This window comes from Pseudaeromonas paramecii, assembly GCF_039540575.1.
GTDB lineage: Bacteria > Pseudomonadota > Gammaproteobacteria > Enterobacterales > Aeromonadaceae > Pseudaeromonas > Pseudaeromonas paramecii.
Genome location: NZ_BAABFC010000025.1, coordinates 13,781 through 28,317, shown reverse-complemented (window position 1 = coordinate 28,317; position 14,537 = coordinate 13,781). Strand labels below are relative to the sequence as shown.

Genomic DNA, 14,537 nt, shown 5'->3' with positions numbered 1-14,537 from the left:
TCTGTTACCAGGCCGCTTGAGATCCGGCCTCAGGCAAACCAGCTGCGCACCAGCTCAGGCGCCGGCACTGAGCCGAAGTGGATGATGCGGCCATCCAGCCCCACCCCCGGGGTCTTCATCACCCCGGCCAGAGCGATGCTCTTCATGTCGGTGACCTTCTCCAGGGCAATCTCCTCGCCCTGTTCGGCGGCCGCCTGGGCAATGAGCTCGGCGGTCTTCACGCAGTTGCTGCAACCCGAGCCATAGACTTTGAACTGTTTCATATCCTCTCCTTGTTGGATTTAACCCACGGCGTTCAGCAGCCAGCCCACCAGGGTGAAAGCCACCAGTATGTAAGCCAGCAACCAGGCCAGCAGACGCCACTGCATGACCTGTTTCAACATCACGAATTCCGGAATGCTCACCGCCACCGTGCTCATGCACAGCGCCAGGGTCGTGCCCAAGGGCAGCCCCTTGGCCAGCAGGCTCTCCATCACCGGGATCACCCCGGTGGCGTTGGCATACAGACCCGACCCCAGGGCCACGGCGGCGGGCACCGACCACCACTGGCCACCGCCCAGATGACGGTGGAAGAAATCCTCCGGCAGGTAGCCGTGCAACCCGGCCCCCAGGGCCACCCCCAGCAGCACCCAGGGCCAGACCCGCAGGAAGATGCTGAGGGTCTCCTGCTTGGCAAAGCCGTGGCGCTCCCGCCAGCCCAGCTGGATCGCCTCTCTGGCCTGGGTTTCTGCCACCGGCGCGGCCAGCACCTCCTGCACCAGGGGTTGCAGCCAGCGCTCGGCCTTCAGCCCATCCATCAGGAGCCCACCCAGCATGCCGGCCAGCAGGCCCACCACCACATAGGTCAGGGTCAGCTGCCAGCCGATGAGGCCCCACAGCAGCACCACCGCCACCTCGTTGATGAGGGGTGAGGTGATGAGGAAGGCCATGGTCACCCCCACCGGGATGCGGGCATAGGTGAAGCCGAGAAACAGCGGGATGCTGGAGCAGGAGCAAAACGGCGTGATGGCGCCGAACAGGCTGGCCAGGCCGTAGCCCAGCAGACGATGGCGCCGGGCCAGGGCATCCCGCACCCGCTCCACGTCCAGCCCGGCTCGCAGCCAGGCGATGACGTAAATCATCACCAGCAGCAGCACCAGTATCTTGCTGACATCCTCGACGAAGAAATGCAGCGCCAGGCCCAGGCGGCTGGCGGGCGCCAGCCCCAGGCCGCCATAGACCAGCCAATCTGCCAACCAGGTAAACAGCTGCAAGGGATTCATGATGACCTCTTATTCAAGCCTGTTGTGCCAACCACTGGCAATGCACCGGTAGGCTCAGGGCCTTGGGCCGCAGCGCCTTGACCGCCGCCACCGCCTCGGCTTCCGGCCAGCCCAGGGCCAGCAGCAGACGGGCGGCGATGAGACCGGTGCGGCCCGTGCCCCCCCGGCAGTGCAGCGCCAGCTTGCCACCGCCTTGCAGCAGGGCCAGGATCGCCGGTCCCTGCTGGGCCCAGGCGGTGGCAAAAGCCGCCTCGGGGGCATGGTCGTCCTCTATGGGCAAGTGGAACCAGGTCAGCCCCAAGGCCTGCACCTGATGGCCCAGCTCCCCGACCCCGTGCTGCACCAGCTCATCGGGCTCCATCAGGGTCAGCACCGCCTGGGCGCCCCAGGCCTTGACCTGCTGCAGGGCCGCCACCAGGGCCAGGCTCTGGGTGCCCGGACAGGGCATCAGCCCCAGGGCCCCGCCCTGGGCCAGGGGTAATTCGAACAAGGGATGGGAGGAGGACGACATATCAAGATTCCTGTTGTGGGGGAAACCAGTGACGGGTGCGGTTGGCCAGGGCCACCAGGGAGAGCATGACAGGCACCTCCACCAGCACGCCGACCACGGTGGCCAGCGCGGCCCCCGAATGCAGGCCAAACAGCGAGATGGCCACCGCCACCGCCAGTTCGAAGAAGTTGGAGGTGCCGATGAGGCAGGCCGGTGCAGCTATGGGGTGCGGCAGCCGCAGCCAGCGGGCGGCACCGTAGGCCAGGGCAAAGATGCCGTAGGACTGGATGATGAGGGGCACGGCGATCAGGGCGATGGCCAGGGGATTGTCCAGTATGACCCCGGCCTGGAAGCCGAACAGCAGCATCACGGTGGCCAGCAGCCCGACCATGGACCAGGGCTTGAGCCGTGCCACCCAGTGGGCCACCGCCGCCGTTCCGCCCCGGGCCAGCAGATGGCGGCGGGTCAGGATCCCGGCCACCAGGGGCAGCACCACATACAGCAGGGTGGACAGCAACAGGGTCTGCCAGGGCACCTGCAGATCCGTCACCCCCAGCAGCAGGCCGGCGATGGGGGCAAAGGCCACCACCATGATGAGGTCGTTGATGGCCACCTGCACCAGGGTGTAGTTGGGATCGCCACGGGTCAGCTGGCTCCAGACAAACACCATGGCGGTACAGGGGGCCACCCCCAGCAAGATCATGCCGGCGATGTACTGCTCGGCACTCTGGGCATCCACCCAGGGGGCGAACAGGTAGCGGAAGAACAGCCAGCCCAGCAGGGCCATGGTGAAGGGCTTGACCAGCCAGTTCACCACCAGGGTCAGCAGCAGCCCCTTGGGCCGCCGCCCCACCGCTTTAATCGCCGAGAATTCGATCTGCACCATCATGGGATAGATCATCAGCCAGATGAGCAGGGCCACCACCAGGTTGACGTGGGCCCACTCCAGGGCCGCCACCCCGGCAAACAGATCAGGCAAATAGCTGCCCAGCAGCACGCCGGCTCCCATGGCCAGCGCCACCCAGAGGCTCAGGCCCCGTTCAAACACCCCCAATGGACTGCTCATGCCGACTCCTTGCTCAGGTTAGATAGACCGCAGACTCCCTCCCGGGAGGGACGGTTCTGCATGGCGGCCAGCCGGCGGAGATCGCCGTGCTGGGGGCCGGGCAGCGCCTGGGCCGCCAGGCGCAAGACACTGTCGGCCCAGCTGGGCAGGCTGTCGTCCAGCCGATAGAAGATCCACTGCCCCTGGCGCCGGTCCTGTACCAGGCCGGCATGGCGCAGCTGCTTGAGGTGGCGGGAGATCTTGGGCTGCAGATCGTCCAGCGCCTCGGTCAGCTCGCAGACGCACAGCTCCCCCTCCTGCAACAGCAGCAGCATCAGGCGCAGTCGGGTCTCGTCCGCCAGGGCGCGAAACAGCTCGGCGGGGGCCAACTCCCGGCTGCTGGGCAGCGGGTCCGAGCCCACCACCTGCAGGAACAGCTCGATGCGGCTGCGGATGGCCTGCAGGCAGGCGACAAAGGGCGCCTCGCCGGGCTCGGCCTTGGGATCCGGCAGGTTCCAGTGCAGTACCCGCCCCTTATGGGGGATCTGCTGGCACTCCAGGCTCGCCTTGTCACACAGGGAGATGACGAAATCAAACCGCTGATCGGACACCGCATCCAGCCCCTTGCTGACCAGCCCCTCAGTGCCGATACCGGCCTGCCCCAGCACCGTCAGGGCTCGGGGATCCACGGATTCCGGCCGACTGCCGGCGCTGTACACCGCAAAGCGATCGCCGGCCAGCTGGCGCAGCAGCGCCTCGGCCAGGATGGAGCGGGCCGAGTTGGCGGTACAGAGGAACAGCACGCGGGATTGGCTCATGACACCTCCAGATTCACATATACGGATTAGCATATATGTAAGAAAAAAAAATGACCAGCCTTAGCCGGTCATCTTGCTCAGGCGGGTTGTGCCGCCTGGCCGCTGGGCCAACGCACCTGGGAGAGCAGCATGCCGCCCAGCATCAGGCCACAGCCGATCCAGGCCCGCAGCGACAGGCTCTCGTCCAGCAGCCAGACCCCGCCGATGGCGGCAAACACCGCCTCCAGGCTCAGCAGTATGGCGGCATGGGCCGGGTTGGCCTTCTGTTGCCCCACCACCTGCAGGGTATAGGCCACCCCCACGCTCACCAGGCCGGCATACAGCAGCGGCTGCCAGCCACTCTGGATGCCCGCCAGGGTCGGGGTTTCGATAACAAACGAGACTCCCATGCTCAGCAGGCCGCAGAACAGGAACTGGCTGGCCGCCAGACGCAGGGCGTTGACCTTGCCGCTGTAATGGTCGATCACCAGTATGTGCATGGCCCAGAACAGGGCGCCGATAAACTGCAGCAGATCGCCAAACGACATGCTGAAGTCATCGTTGATGCTCAGCAGATAGAGCCCCACCACCGCCAGCACGGCGCCAATCCAGGTGGTGATGCCGGTGGTGTGCTTGAGCAGCAGGCCGAAGATGGGCACCAGGATGAGATAGAGCCCGGTGATGAAGCCGGCCTTGGCCGCCGTGGTATACAACAGGCCCACCTGCTGCAGGGTGGCGGCGATAAACAGCATGCAGCCGGCCAGACAGCCGGCCTTGAGCAGGGAACCTTGATCCGCCTGGCCCTGGCCGCGGCGGGCGAAGAACCAGATGAGCGGCAGCAGGGAGAGGCTGCCCAGCAGGAAGCGCAAGCCATTGAAGGCAAACGGCTCCAGGTGATCCATTCCCAGACGCTGGGCAACGAAACCAAACCCCCAGATGGCGGCGGCAGACAACAACATCAGATTGGCAGGCATGACGACTCTTCAACAACGGCAGGATAAAGTTCGCCATTATAGCCAGTTTTTTAGCCACTCCTAGCCGATCCGGCGCTGGTGAGCGACGCCGGGATCCGGTATAACCGCGCCGACACAAGACAAGGGGCACAGGCAGGGCAAGATGCACAAACGGCACTGGGATATCTTCTGCACCGTGGTGGACAACTACGGCGACATCGGCGTCACCTGGCGGCTGGCCCGCCAGCTGGTGGCGGAATTCGGCCAATCGGTACGCCTCTGGGTGGACGATCTGGCCAGCTTCGCCCGCCTCTGCCCGGATCTGGATCCAGCCTTGCCTCAGCAGACCCGACAAGGCGTGGCGATCTGCCGCTGGGATCCCGAGTTCGATCCCGCCTGGCAGCCCGGCGAGCTGGTGATCGAGGCCTTCGCCTGCCAGCTGCCCGATTCGGCCCTCAGGGCCATGGCCCAGGCCAGCCCCCGCCCCCTGTGGCTCAACCTCGAGTACCTGAGCGCCGAGGCGTGGATCGACGACTGTCACGGCCTGCCCTCGCTGCAAAGCAATGGCCTGGCCAAGTACTTCTTCTTTCCGGGCTTCAGCCCCCGCAGTGGCGGTCTACTGTGTGAAGGATCACTCACCGCCCAGCGTCAGGCCTGGCAGGCGGATCCGACCCGGCGCCAGGCACTGTTTGCCCAGTTGGGGGTGCCAGCCCAACCATCCAACTGTCGCTACGTCAGCCTGTTCACCTACGAGACTGCCGCCCTGCCCGGCCTGCTGCAGGCCTGGGCAGATGGCGAGGATCCCATCTGCCTGCTGGTGCCGGAGGGTCGGGTGCTGGCCAGCCTGCAACCCTGGCTGGACCAGCCCCTCAAGGCGGGAGACAGCGCCCGCCGAGGTCAACTGCAGCTGGTGGGTCTGCCCATGACGGATCAGGCCGGCTACGATCGCCTGCTGTGGTCCTGCGATCTCAACCTGGTTCGGGGAGAAGACTCCTTCCTGCGGGCCCAATGGGCCGCCCGCCCCTTCCTCTGGCACATCTACCAGCAGGAAGATGACATCCACCTGGAGAAGCTGCAAGCCTTCATGGCGCGTTATATGACGGGGCTGAGTGTCGAAGCCCGCCAGGCCCTGCTGGATTTTCATCTGGCCTATGACAGAGGCGAGGCCGAGCAGATGGCCATTCAGTGGCCGCAATGGTGCCAGCACAGCACCGAATACCTGGACTGGGCGCAGCGCTGGCCAGCGCAGGTGTTATCTGGAGGAGATTTAGCCAGCCGTCTGGTGCAATGGGTGGAAAACCGGCTAGAATACGGCGTTTAATCACACCTCTCTGTTCAATACAGGAAACTGATCCAATGAAAACCGCACAGGAACTCCGCGCCGGCAACGTAGTGATGATCGGCAGCGACCCCATGGTCGTTCTGAAGACCGAATTCAACAAATCCGGCCGTAACGCCGCCGTGGTGAAGATGAAGCTGAAGAACCTGCTCACCGGCGCCGGTACCGAAACCGTGTACAAGGCCGATGAGAAGATGGAAGTCGTGCTGCTGGAGCGTAAGGAATGTACCTTCTCCTACTTCGCCGACCCCATGTATGTCTTCATGGACACAGAGTACAACCAGTACGACGTGGAAAAGGAAAACCTGGGCGACATGCTGGACTACCTGATCGACGGCATGGAAGACGTTTGTGAAGTGACCTTCTACAACGACAAGGCCATCTCCGTCGAACTGCCCATCACCATCGTGCGTGAAGTGGAATACACAGAGCCGTCCGTCCGTGGCGACACCTCCGGCAAGGTGATGAAGCCGGCCCGTCTGAAGGGCACCGGCGCCACCATCTCCGTAGCCGACTTCGTCAAGATCGGCGACAAGATCGAAATCGACACCCGTACCGGCGAATTCAAGCGTCGCGTCTAGTCCGCCGCTGCCGCGACCCGGTCGATATCCGGTATATAAAGAAGGAGCCCTCGCGGCTCCTTTTTGTTATCCCTCTCCCTTCACCCGGCTTTGGCTACACCTAAGCCCCCACACCTAAGGAGAAAGAAACATGGCGCAGATCCATCTGCTGGTGGGATCCACCCTGGGTGCCGCCGAATACCTGGCGGATCACCTGGCCGATCGCCTGAATGAGGCCGGTCACCAGACCCGGATCCACAACCCGGCCAGTCTGGCCGAACTGGGCGATACAGCAGGACAACTGCTGCTGGCGGTGACCTCCACCCATGGCGCCGGCGAGATCCCGGACAACCTGCAGCCCTTCGCCCGGGAACTGGCCCTGCAGCAACCCAACCTGGGCCGGAGCCACTACGCCGTGGTGGCCCTGGGTGACAGCAACTACGACACCTTCTGTGCCGCCGGCCATCAGATGCAGGCCCTGCTGGAGGGCTGTGGCGCCCAGCCGGTGGGGACGCCTTGCCTCATCGACGTCACGGCTCAGGATCTGCCGGAAGATGCCGCCGATCTTTGGCTGGTGACCTGGTTACCCCTGCTGTCCGGGCTCTGATCCCCAATCGATCCGCGGCGGTGAGCGCCTCCCTGCCGCGGTTTGTTCACATCTTCCCAGACTTGACACCCAGCCCATCCACAGGAAAGATCCAGCTTTACCATCACTGTGGATAAGATCCTGAATATCTTCTGTTGATCCCCTGGTTATCCTTTGATCAACCGAAGGGGCCGCCTGGAGCTGTGCATAAAAGGCGATCTTGTACAGAGGATCCCGCCGGCTGGATCCCGGGAAGATCACAGGCTGTGATCAGATCCAAGATCCTGTTTTATTGGTGAAAAAAACTCATATCCACACAAGTGGCGGATCCTAATAAAAGATCCAATAAGAGATCGATCTAAAAGATCCTTATATAACTAGCCGGGATCCTGATGCCGGTGTAAGCACAAACTCGTCGTTTATCCGCACGGCCTAACCGGATAGAATGATCCGCCTTTTTCCAGGCGGAAGATCCTGACCAGCCAATCGAGGTGATCCTTATGCAATATCACGAGCAGTTTGACGTGATCGTCGTGGGCGGTGGCCATGCCGGTACCGAAGCGGCGGGCGCCGCAGCACGCATGGGCATGAAGACCCTGCTACTAACCCATAACGTGGATACGCTAGGGCAGATGTCCTGCAACCCCGCCATTGGTGGCATTGGCAAGGGTCACCTGGTCAAGGAGGTGGATGCTCTGGGCGGCATCATGGCCGAAGCCATCGATCATGCCGGGATCCAGTTCCGCACCCTCAACTCCTCCAAGGGCCCGGCGGTGCGTGCCACCCGCGCCCAGGCGGATCGTCTGCTGTACAAGCAAGAGATCCGGCACCGACTGGAAAACCAGATCAACCTGCAGATCTTCCAGCAAGCCTGCGAGGATCTGATCCTGGACGGCGATACCGTGGTGGGGGTCGTCACTCAGGCCGGGATCCGCATCCTGGCCAAAACCGTGGTGCTGACCGCCGGCACCTTCCTGAACGGTCTGATCCACATCGGCATGGAGCACTATGCCGGTGGCCGCGCCGGGGATCCGGCTTCCATCGGGCTGGGTCAACGGCTGCGCGAGTTACCCTTGCGGGTGGGTCGTCTGAAGACAGGCACACCGCCGCGCATCGATGCCCGTTCCGTGAACTTCGCCCTGTTGCAGACCCAGCCCGGTGACGATCCGGTTCCCGTATTCTCCTTCTTGGGAAAACCAGAGCAGCATCCCCGCCAGGTGCCTTGCTACATCACCCATACCAACGAGCGCACCCATGAGGTGATCCGGCAAAACCTGCACCGCAGTCCCATGTATGCCGGGGTGATCGAGGGCATTGGCCCCCGTTACTGCCCCTCCATCGAAGACAAGGTGATGCGTTTTGCCGACAAGAACGCCCACCAGATCTTTATCGAGCCCGAGAGCCTCAGCTCCCACGAGCTCTATCCCAATGGCGTCTCCACCAGCCTGCCGTTCGATGTGCAGGTGCAGATCGTCCGCTCCATGCTGGGCTTCGAGCAGGCCCACATAGTGCGACCCGGCTACGCCATCGAATACGACTATTTCGATCCGCGGGATCTCAAGGCCAACATGGAGAACAAGTGTTTGAAAAACTTGTTCTTCGCCGGGCAGATCAACGGCACGACCGGGTACGAGGAAGCCGCGGCCCAGGGCCTGTTGGCCGGGATCAACGCCGCCCTGCGGGCCCAGGACAAGGATCCTTGGGCGCCGCGCCGGGATCAGGCCTATATCGGCGTCATGATGGATGATCTCTCCACCCTGGGCACCAAGGAGCCCTATCGCATGTTTACCAGCCGGGCGGAATATCGCCTGCTGCTGCGGGAGGACAACGCGGATCTGCGCCTGACCCCGGTGGGCCGCGAGCTGGGCCTGGTGGACGATATCCGCTGGGCGGCTTTCAACGACAAGCTGGAGCAGATCGAGCGGGAGCGGCAGCGCCTGCGGGAGACCTGGGTGCATCTCAACCACCCGTCCCTGGCTACCCTCAACGACCTGCTCAAGGCACCGCTGAACCGCGAGCACAACCTGGAAGAGCTGCTGCGCCGTCCCGAGGTGACCTACCAGGCCCTGATGGCGGTGGACGGCCTGGGGCCGCGCGTGGACAACGCCCAGGCTGCCGAACAGGTGGAGATCCAGGTCAAATACGCCGGTTACATCGATCGCCAGCAGGACGAAATCGACAAGCAGCTGCGCAACGAGAACACCCTGCTGCCGCTGGATCTGGATTATGCCGAGGTGCCGGGCCTCTCCAACGAGGTGAAGGCCAAGCTCAACGATGCCAAGCCCCAGACCATAGGTCAGGCGGCGCGGATCCCGGGGATCACGCCGGCCGCCATCTCCATCCTGCTGGTTCACCTGAAAAAGCGCGGCCTGCTGCGCAAGAGCGCCTGAGGTGAGCATGCTGGCACAACGTCTGGATGACTTGCTGGCTCAGACCAGCCTGGTGGTGACCGATCCGCAGAAGCAGCAGCTGCTGGCGCTCGTCGGGTTGCTGCACAAGTGGAACAAGGCTTACAATCTGACCTCGGTGCGCGAGCCTGGCGACATGCTGGTCAAGCACATTCTCGACAGCCTGGTGGTGAGTCCCTGGTTACAGGGGCGCCGATTCATCGATGTGGGCACGGGCCCGGGCTTGCCCGGTCTGCCGCTGGCCATCCTCAATCCGGACAAAGAGTTTGTCCTGTTGGACAGCCTGGGCAAGCGGATCCGCTTCATCCGCCAGGTCATTCATGAGCTGGGGTTGACCAATGTCACCCCGGTGCAGTCTCGTGTGGAAGAGTATCAGCCAGAGCAGGGCTTTGACGGCGTACTGAGCCGGGCATTCGCCTCCTTGCTGGACATGTTGGACTGGTGCCAGCACCTGCCCTCCGCCGAGGGGCGTTTCCTGGCCCTCAAGGGGGTTTGTCCGGACGAGGAGCTGACCAGCCTGCCGGCCGGTTTGAGTGTGGAGGCCGTCCAGCCGTTGCATGTGCCGGAACTGGGTGCCGAACGCCATCTGATTATCATCAAAAAACAGTAATTTGCAGGGGATGCCGTGGGACGAGTCATTGCCATAGCCAACCAGAAGGGCGGAGTGGGGAAAACCACCACCTGCGTCAACCTGGCCGCCTCCATGGCCGCCACCCGACGCAAGGTGCTGGTGATCGATCTGGATCCCCAGGGCAATGCCACCATGGCCAGCGGGGTGGACAAGTACGAGGTGCCTCGAACCGCCTACGAGTTGTTGGTGGACGAGGTGCCCTTTGCCCAGGTGGTGGTCAGTGAGACCAGCGGTGGCTATGACCTGATCGCCGCCAACTCCGATGTGACCGCCGCCGAGATCCGCCTGATGGAGGTCTTCGCCCGGGAGAGCCGGCTACGCACCGCCCTGGCGGGGGTGCGGGAGCAATACGATTACATCTTCATCGACTGTCCGCCCTCTTTGAACCTGCTGACGGTCAATGCCATGTCGGCGGCCGATTCCGTGCTGGTGCCCATGCAGTGCGAGTACTTTGCCCTGGAGGGGCTCACCGCCCTGGTGGACACCATCAGCAAGCTGGCGGCGGTGGTGAATCCGGCCCTATGCATCGAGGGCATTCTCAGAACCATGTACGATCACCGCAATCGACTGGCCAATGAGGTGTCCGATCAGCTGAAACAGCATTTTGGGGACAAGGTGTACCGCACCATCATCCCCCGTAACGTGCGGCTGGCCGAGGCGCCCAGCTTCGGTGCGCCGGCCATGTATTACGACAAGAGTTCCCTGGGTGCCAAGGCCTACCTGGCGTTGGCCGGCGAAATCCTCAGACGGGAAGAACAACTGGCCACACCGGCCTGAGACCACTATGACACCAGCCAAGAAACGTGGATTGGGCAAGGGACTGGATGCCTTGCTGGGTACCAGCCAGGCGGCCCGCCACAAGCAGCTTATCGATGACATCAAGACCGACCAGGTGCGTCAACGCAGCGAGTTGACCCAGGGCGAGTTGCGCCGCCTGCCGGTGGCCTGGCTCAAGCCGGGCAAATACCAGCCGCGCAAGGACATGTCCCAGGAGGCGCTGGAGGATCTGGCTAACTCGATCCGCGCCCAGGGGGTGATCCAGCCCATCGTTGTGCGGCCCCTGGGTGAGCAGCAGTTTGAAATCATCGCCGGCGAGCGTCGCTGGCGAGCCTGTCAGCTGGTGCGGCTCCACGAGGTGCCCTGTCTGGTGAAGGATGTGCCGGATGAGGCGGCGGTGGCCATCGCCCTCATCGAGAACATCCAGCGTGAGGATCTCAATGCCATCGAAGAAGCGGTGGCCCTGCAGCGGTTGCTGGAGGAATTCGGTCTGACCCACCAGGCCCTGGCAGAAGCCGTCGGCAAGTCCCGCAGTGCCGTCTCCAACCTGCTGCGCCTCAATCAGCTCAACGATGACGTCAAGCGTCTGGTGGAGCATGGCGATCTGGAGATGGGTCATGCCCGCGCCCTGCTGGCACTGGAGGGGGAACAGCAGTCCGAGCTGGCCCGCAACGTGGTGCAGAAGGGACTGACGGTGCGCGACACCGAAAAGTGGGTAAAAAAGGCGCTTCAGCCCAAGACGGAAAAACCGCAGCCGGAGCCAGATCCTCGGGGTCAGGATTGGCAACAGTTGGCCAGTGAGCGGTTGGGGCTCGGCGTGCAGTGGCAACATCACCAGGCTGGCCGTGGCAAGGTGGTACTGAGTTACCAAAATGCCGAAGAGCTGAGCCGTCTGCTGAGAAGTTTGGGGCTAGAATAGTGCGGAAGAGAGACCAGATTGCTATCCAATCTGGTTTTTTTTCAAGTATGGTTTTTTAAGCAGAGCTGGGCTATTGTGTTCAAAGTCACAAAAATACTTTGTTTGATAAATAGTTACGGTTATCACAATTTGCAACCTTTGTGATAAATGTGACGGTAGCAAAGTTAATTTTGTGTTAAAAAGGACGCCCTTTTTACCTTGACCGGATTGGAGAAGCGGGTGGGTCAGAATCGCCAACTGAGTGTGCAAGCACTCGCCTGGGTTGTTTTGATTTATCAGCTTGTCCTGATAGCAGTCTGTGCATTTGCCTGGTACCTGGGCAAGGGCGGGGCTGCGGCATATTCCGCCCTCGTAGGGGGCGGAATATACTGGGTGCCACAAATGCTGTTCAGCTGGATCGGTACCTCCCGCAAAGCGGAGGAATTGAACGTTGGACTGGTGTTGTGGGACGTCTATTGCGGAGCCGGGATCAAGCTGGTGGCAACACTGGCATTGTTCTTGATTGCCTTTAAGTGGCTGGCGGTGGTGCATCTTCCGCTGTTTGTCACCTACGGGGTGCTCTTGTGCTCCCAATGGATTATTTCGTTAACACTCAACAACCGTTACTAGGAAAACTCATGGCTGCAACAGGAGAAATGCTTACTCCTCAGGAGTATATCTCCCACCACCTCCATCACTGGCAGGTTGGATCGGGCTTCTGGGCGGTAAATATCGACTCCATGATCTTTTCTGTGGGTTTGGGTCTGCTCTTCCTCTGGTTATTCCGTTCCGTGGCTGTCAAGGCCAGAAGCGGTGTGCCGGGTAAGCTGCAGTGCTTCGTTGAGATGGTCGTGTTGTTCGTGGATGACTCCGTACGCGGTATCTTCCACGGCAAGAGCAAGCTGATTGCGCCCCTGGCGCTCACCATATTCGTCTGGGTCCTGCTGATGAACGTGATGGACTTGCTGCCTATCGACTATCTGCCCCAACTGGCACAGCTGATTGCTGGGGATCATGCCCAGAAATTGCGAGTCGTTCCTTCCGCTGATGTGAATATCACCCTGTCCATGGCGTTTGGTGTCTTCTTCTTGATCCTGTTCTACAGCATCAAGATGAAGGGGGTCTCCGGCTTCATCAAGGAGCTGACCCTGCAACCTTTCAACCATTGGGCGTTTGTGCCAATCAACCTGATACTCGAGACCGTTACCCTGATCGCCAAGCCCATCTCCCTGGGCCTGCGGTTGTTCGGCAACATGTACGCCGGTGAGATGATCTTCATCCTCATCGCCGCCATGCTGCCCTGGTGGTCTCAATGGTTCCTCAATGTGCCCTGGGCTATCTTCCACATCCTGATCGTGACGCTGCAGGCGTTCATCTTCATGGTGTTGACGATCGTTTACATGTCGATGGCCAGTGAAGAACACTGATTTTTTCACATTAACCCTTGTTGTTTTAATTAACTAAATTCGGAGAGAAATCATGGAGATGCTGTTTATCGCTGCTGGTCTGATGATGGGTTTGGCTGCTATCGGTGCCGCCATCGGTATCGGTGTATTGGGTGGTAAGTTCCTGGAAGGTGCCGCTCGTCAACCCGACCTGCTGCCCCTGCTGCGTACCCAATTCTTCATCGTCATGGGTCTGGTGGACGCTATCCCGATGATCGCCGTGGGTCTGGGCATGTACGTGATGTTTGCCGTGGCCGGCTAAGCCTGCCACTTCCTTCCGACCTACGTTTAACCATCAAAGAGGAAGCGTGCTGTGGATATCAATATGACCATCCTCGGCCAGACGATTGCCTTCATTCTCTTTGTCTGGTTCTGCATGAAGTTCGTATGGCCGCCCCTGATGGCTGCCATCGAAAAGCGTCAGAAAGAGATAGCTGACGGACTGGCTTCTGCAGAACGGGCCAAGAAAGATCTGGAGTTGGCGCAAAACAACTCAATGGAGCAGATCAAAGAGGCGAAGCGTCAGGCGACCGAGATCATTGAGCAGGCCAACAAGCGCCGGTCTCAAATCATGGATGAAGCCACTCAAGACGCCATGGCTGAGCGGGAGAAGATCCTGACCCAGGCTCGCGCCGAAATTGAAGCTGAGCGCAACCGCGCCAAAGAGGAACTGCGTAAGCAGGTGGCGGCCCTGGCCGTTGCTGGTGCCGAGAAGATCCTCGAACGCCAAATCGACAAGGCCGCCAACAGCGAGCTGGTCGATAAACTGATTGCAGACCTGTAAGGGGGCCCGGGGCTATGTCTGAATTGACAACCATCGCTCGCCCCTACGCCAAGGCTGCGTTCGAATATGCCGTTGAACAGCAGGCTGTCGATAGCTGGCTGGCCATGATCACCTTTGCTGCCGAAGTCTCCACGAACGAGGTCATGCAAGCGCTGGTCAACAGCCCGGCGGCCGGACCCAGACTGTCTGAGCTTTTCATCCAGATCTGTGGCGAGCAACTCAACGAGCAAGGCCAGAACTTTATCAAGGTGATGGCCGAAAACGGACGATTGAGTGTGTTGCCTGCCGTATTGGCGGAGTTTGTGGCATTGAAGTCCGAGTGGGAAAAACAACTCGAGGCGTATGTCCGCTCGGCCAGTGCGTTGAGCCAGGCAGAACAGGACAAGATCCGTACCTCACTGGAGCAGCGTTATGGCTGTACCGTGAAGCTGCACTGCAGCGTCGATCCGACGCTGATTGCGGGTCTGGTCATCAAGGCCGGTGACGAAGTCATCGACGCCACTGTTCGTAGCAAACTCAACCGCTTGGCGGAAGCATTGCAATCTTGATTGGGGATTAGAGC

General features: G+C 61.4%; 18 protein-coding genes. 12 read left to right on the top strand and 6 right to left on the bottom strand.

Annotated features, from left to right (window positions below):
• Positions 1-29: 29 nt before the first annotated feature.
• From ABD847_RS15300 to ABD847_RS15275, 6 genes are all read right to left on the bottom strand, one after another.
• Positions 30-263, bottom strand: coding sequence for a thioredoxin family protein (locus tag ABD847_RS15300; RefSeq protein ID WP_345014567.1), 234 nt, complete (start codon positions 261-263; stop codon positions 30-32).
• A gap of 18 nt (positions 264-281) precedes the next feature.
• Positions 282-1,262, bottom strand: a complete 981-nt coding sequence (locus tag ABD847_RS15295; RefSeq protein WP_345014565.1) for a permease — start codon at positions 1,260-1,262, stop codon at positions 282-284.
• Positions 1,263-1,275: 13 nt separating this feature from the next.
• Positions 1,276-1,773 carry a phosphatase domain-containing putative toxin gene (locus tag ABD847_RS15290; protein ID WP_345014564.1) on the bottom strand — a complete coding sequence of 166 codons (498 nt, stop codon included), beginning with the start codon at positions 1,771-1,773 and terminating at the stop codon, positions 1,276-1,278.
• A gap of 1 nt (position 1,774) precedes the next feature.
• Positions 1,775-2,818 (bottom strand): ACR3 family arsenite efflux transporter, encoded by a 1,044-nt coding sequence (arsB, locus tag ABD847_RS15285; RefSeq protein WP_345014562.1) that lies wholly within the window; start codon positions 2,816-2,818, stop codon positions 1,775-1,777.
• Positions 2,815-3,615, bottom strand: coding sequence for a metalloregulator ArsR/SmtB family transcription factor (locus ABD847_RS15280; RefSeq protein WP_345014561.1), 801 nt, complete (start codon positions 3,613-3,615; stop codon positions 2,815-2,817). Before ABD847_RS15280 ends, arsB begins: the two co-directional genes overlap by 4 nt.
• 77 nt (positions 3,616-3,692) lie before the next feature.
• Positions 3,693-4,568 (bottom strand): DMT family transporter, encoded by an 876-nt coding sequence (locus ABD847_RS15275; protein ID WP_345014559.1) that lies wholly within the window; start codon positions 4,566-4,568, stop codon positions 3,693-3,695.
• Between the two features lie 142 nt (positions 4,569-4,710).
• Here ABD847_RS15275 and earP point away from each other — a divergent pair, with 142 nt between their 5' ends.
• The 12 genes from earP (at position 4,711) to atpH (ending at position 14,523) form a co-directional block, all read left to right on the top strand.
• Positions 4,711-5,868 (top strand): elongation factor P maturation arginine rhamnosyltransferase EarP, encoded by a 1,158-nt coding sequence (gene earP, locus ABD847_RS15270; protein ID WP_345014558.1) that lies wholly within the window; start codon positions 4,711-4,713, stop codon positions 5,866-5,868.
• Between the two features lie 35 nt (positions 5,869-5,903).
• Complete coding sequence (efp, locus tag ABD847_RS15265; protein ID WP_345014556.1) at positions 5,904-6,467, top strand: elongation factor P; 564 nt, start codon at positions 5,904-5,906, stop codon at positions 6,465-6,467.
• 130 nt (positions 6,468-6,597) lie between these two features.
• The gene (gene mioC / locus ABD847_RS15260) at positions 6,598-7,053 is read left to right on the top strand and encodes an FMN-binding protein MioC (protein ID WP_345014555.1); all 456 of its coding nucleotides are present in this window, start codon (positions 6,598-6,600) and stop codon (positions 7,051-7,053) included.
• 479 nt (positions 7,054-7,532) lie between these two features.
• On the top strand, positions 7,533-9,422 hold the full coding sequence (gene mnmG, locus ABD847_RS15255; protein WP_345014554.1) for a tRNA uridine-5-carboxymethylaminomethyl(34) synthesis enzyme MnmG: 1,890 nt from the start codon (positions 7,533-7,535) through the stop codon (positions 9,420-9,422).
• Positions 9,423-9,429: 7 nt separating this feature from the next.
• Complete coding sequence (gene rsmG, locus ABD847_RS15250; protein ID WP_425568472.1) at positions 9,430-10,050, top strand: 16S rRNA (guanine(527)-N(7))-methyltransferase RsmG; 621 nt, start codon at positions 9,430-9,432, stop codon at positions 10,048-10,050.
• Positions 10,051-10,065: 15 nt separating this feature from the next.
• Complete coding sequence (locus ABD847_RS15245; protein WP_345014553.1) at positions 10,066-10,848, top strand: ParA family protein; 783 nt, start codon at positions 10,066-10,068, stop codon at positions 10,846-10,848.
• A 7-nt stretch (positions 10,849-10,855) separates the two neighbouring features.
• Positions 10,856-11,767: a ParB/RepB/Spo0J family partition protein gene (locus ABD847_RS15240; protein ID WP_345014551.1), complete on the top strand. Its 912-nt coding sequence runs from the start codon at positions 10,856-10,858 to the stop codon at positions 11,765-11,767.
• A 219-nt stretch (positions 11,768-11,986) separates the two neighbouring features.
• Positions 11,987-12,376, top strand: coding sequence for an ATP synthase subunit I (locus ABD847_RS15235; protein ID WP_345014550.1), 390 nt, complete (start codon positions 11,987-11,989; stop codon positions 12,374-12,376).
• 8 nt (positions 12,377-12,384) lie between these two features.
• Positions 12,385-13,173 carry a F0F1 ATP synthase subunit A gene (atpB, locus tag ABD847_RS15230; RefSeq protein ID WP_345014548.1) on the top strand — a complete coding sequence of 263 codons (789 nt, stop codon included), beginning with the start codon at positions 12,385-12,387 and terminating at the stop codon, positions 13,171-13,173.
• A 52-nt stretch (positions 13,174-13,225) separates the two neighbouring features.
• A complete protein-coding gene (gene atpE / locus ABD847_RS15225; RefSeq protein WP_345014546.1) occupies positions 13,226-13,453 on the top strand; it encodes a F0F1 ATP synthase subunit C in 228 nt (75 codons plus the stop codon).
• A 51-nt stretch (positions 13,454-13,504) separates the two neighbouring features.
• Entirely contained in the window at positions 13,505-13,975 is a 471-nt protein-coding gene (atpF, locus tag ABD847_RS15220) for a F0F1 ATP synthase subunit B (RefSeq protein ID WP_345014545.1), read from the top strand.
• Positions 13,976-13,989: 14 nt separating this feature from the next.
• Positions 13,990-14,523, top strand: a complete 534-nt coding sequence (gene atpH, locus ABD847_RS15215; RefSeq protein ID WP_345014543.1) for a F0F1 ATP synthase subunit delta — start codon at positions 13,990-13,992, stop codon at positions 14,521-14,523.
• Positions 14,524-14,537: the final 14 nt, after the last annotated feature.

Bases quoted from the DNA above. Each gene is read 5' to 3' on its own strand.
- ABD847_RS15290 (WP_345014564.1), bottom strand. From the start codon at position 1,773: ATGTCGTCCTCCTCCCATCCCTTGTTCGAATTACCCCTGGCCCAGGGC.
- atpB (WP_345014548.1), top strand. From the start codon at position 12,385: ATGGCTGCAACAGGAGAAATGCTTACTCCTCAGGAGTATATCTCCCAC.
- atpH (WP_345014543.1), top strand. From the start codon at position 13,990: ATGTCTGAATTGACAACCATCGCTCGCCCCTACGCCAAGGCTGCGTTC.
- ABD847_RS15275 (WP_345014559.1), bottom strand. From the start codon at position 4,568: ATGCCTGCCAATCTGATGTTGTTGTCTGCCGCCGCCATCTGGGGGTTT.
- arsB (WP_345014562.1), bottom strand. From the start codon at position 2,818: ATGAGCAGTCCATTGGGGGTGTTTGAACGGGGCCTGAGCCTCTGGGTG.
- ABD847_RS15240 (WP_345014551.1), top strand. From the start codon at position 10,856: ATGACACCAGCCAAGAAACGTGGATTGGGCAAGGGACTGGATGCCTTG.
- ABD847_RS15295 (WP_345014565.1), bottom strand. From the start codon at position 1,262: ATGAATCCCTTGCAGCTGTTTACCTGGTTGGCAGATTGGCTGGTCTAT.
- ABD847_RS15300 (WP_345014567.1), bottom strand. From the start codon at position 263: ATGAAACAGTTCAAAGTCTATGGCTCGGGTTGCAGCAACTGCGTGAAG.
- earP (WP_345014558.1), top strand. From the start codon at position 4,711: ATGCACAAACGGCACTGGGATATCTTCTGCACCGTGGTGGACAACTAC.
- mioC (WP_345014555.1), top strand. From the start codon at position 6,598: ATGGCGCAGATCCATCTGCTGGTGGGATCCACCCTGGGTGCCGCCGAA.
- mnmG (WP_345014554.1), top strand. From the start codon at position 7,533: ATGCAATATCACGAGCAGTTTGACGTGATCGTCGTGGGCGGTGGCCAT.
- ABD847_RS15280 (WP_345014561.1), bottom strand. From the start codon at position 3,615: ATGAGCCAATCCCGCGTGCTGTTCCTCTGTACCGCCAACTCGGCCCGC.
- efp (WP_345014556.1), top strand. From the start codon at position 5,904: ATGAAAACCGCACAGGAACTCCGCGCCGGCAACGTAGTGATGATCGGC.
- rsmG (WP_425568472.1), top strand. From the start codon at position 9,430: ATGCTGGCACAACGTCTGGATGACTTGCTGGCTCAGACCAGCCTGGTG.
- atpE (WP_345014546.1), top strand. From the start codon at position 13,226: ATGGAGATGCTGTTTATCGCTGCTGGTCTGATGATGGGTTTGGCTGCT.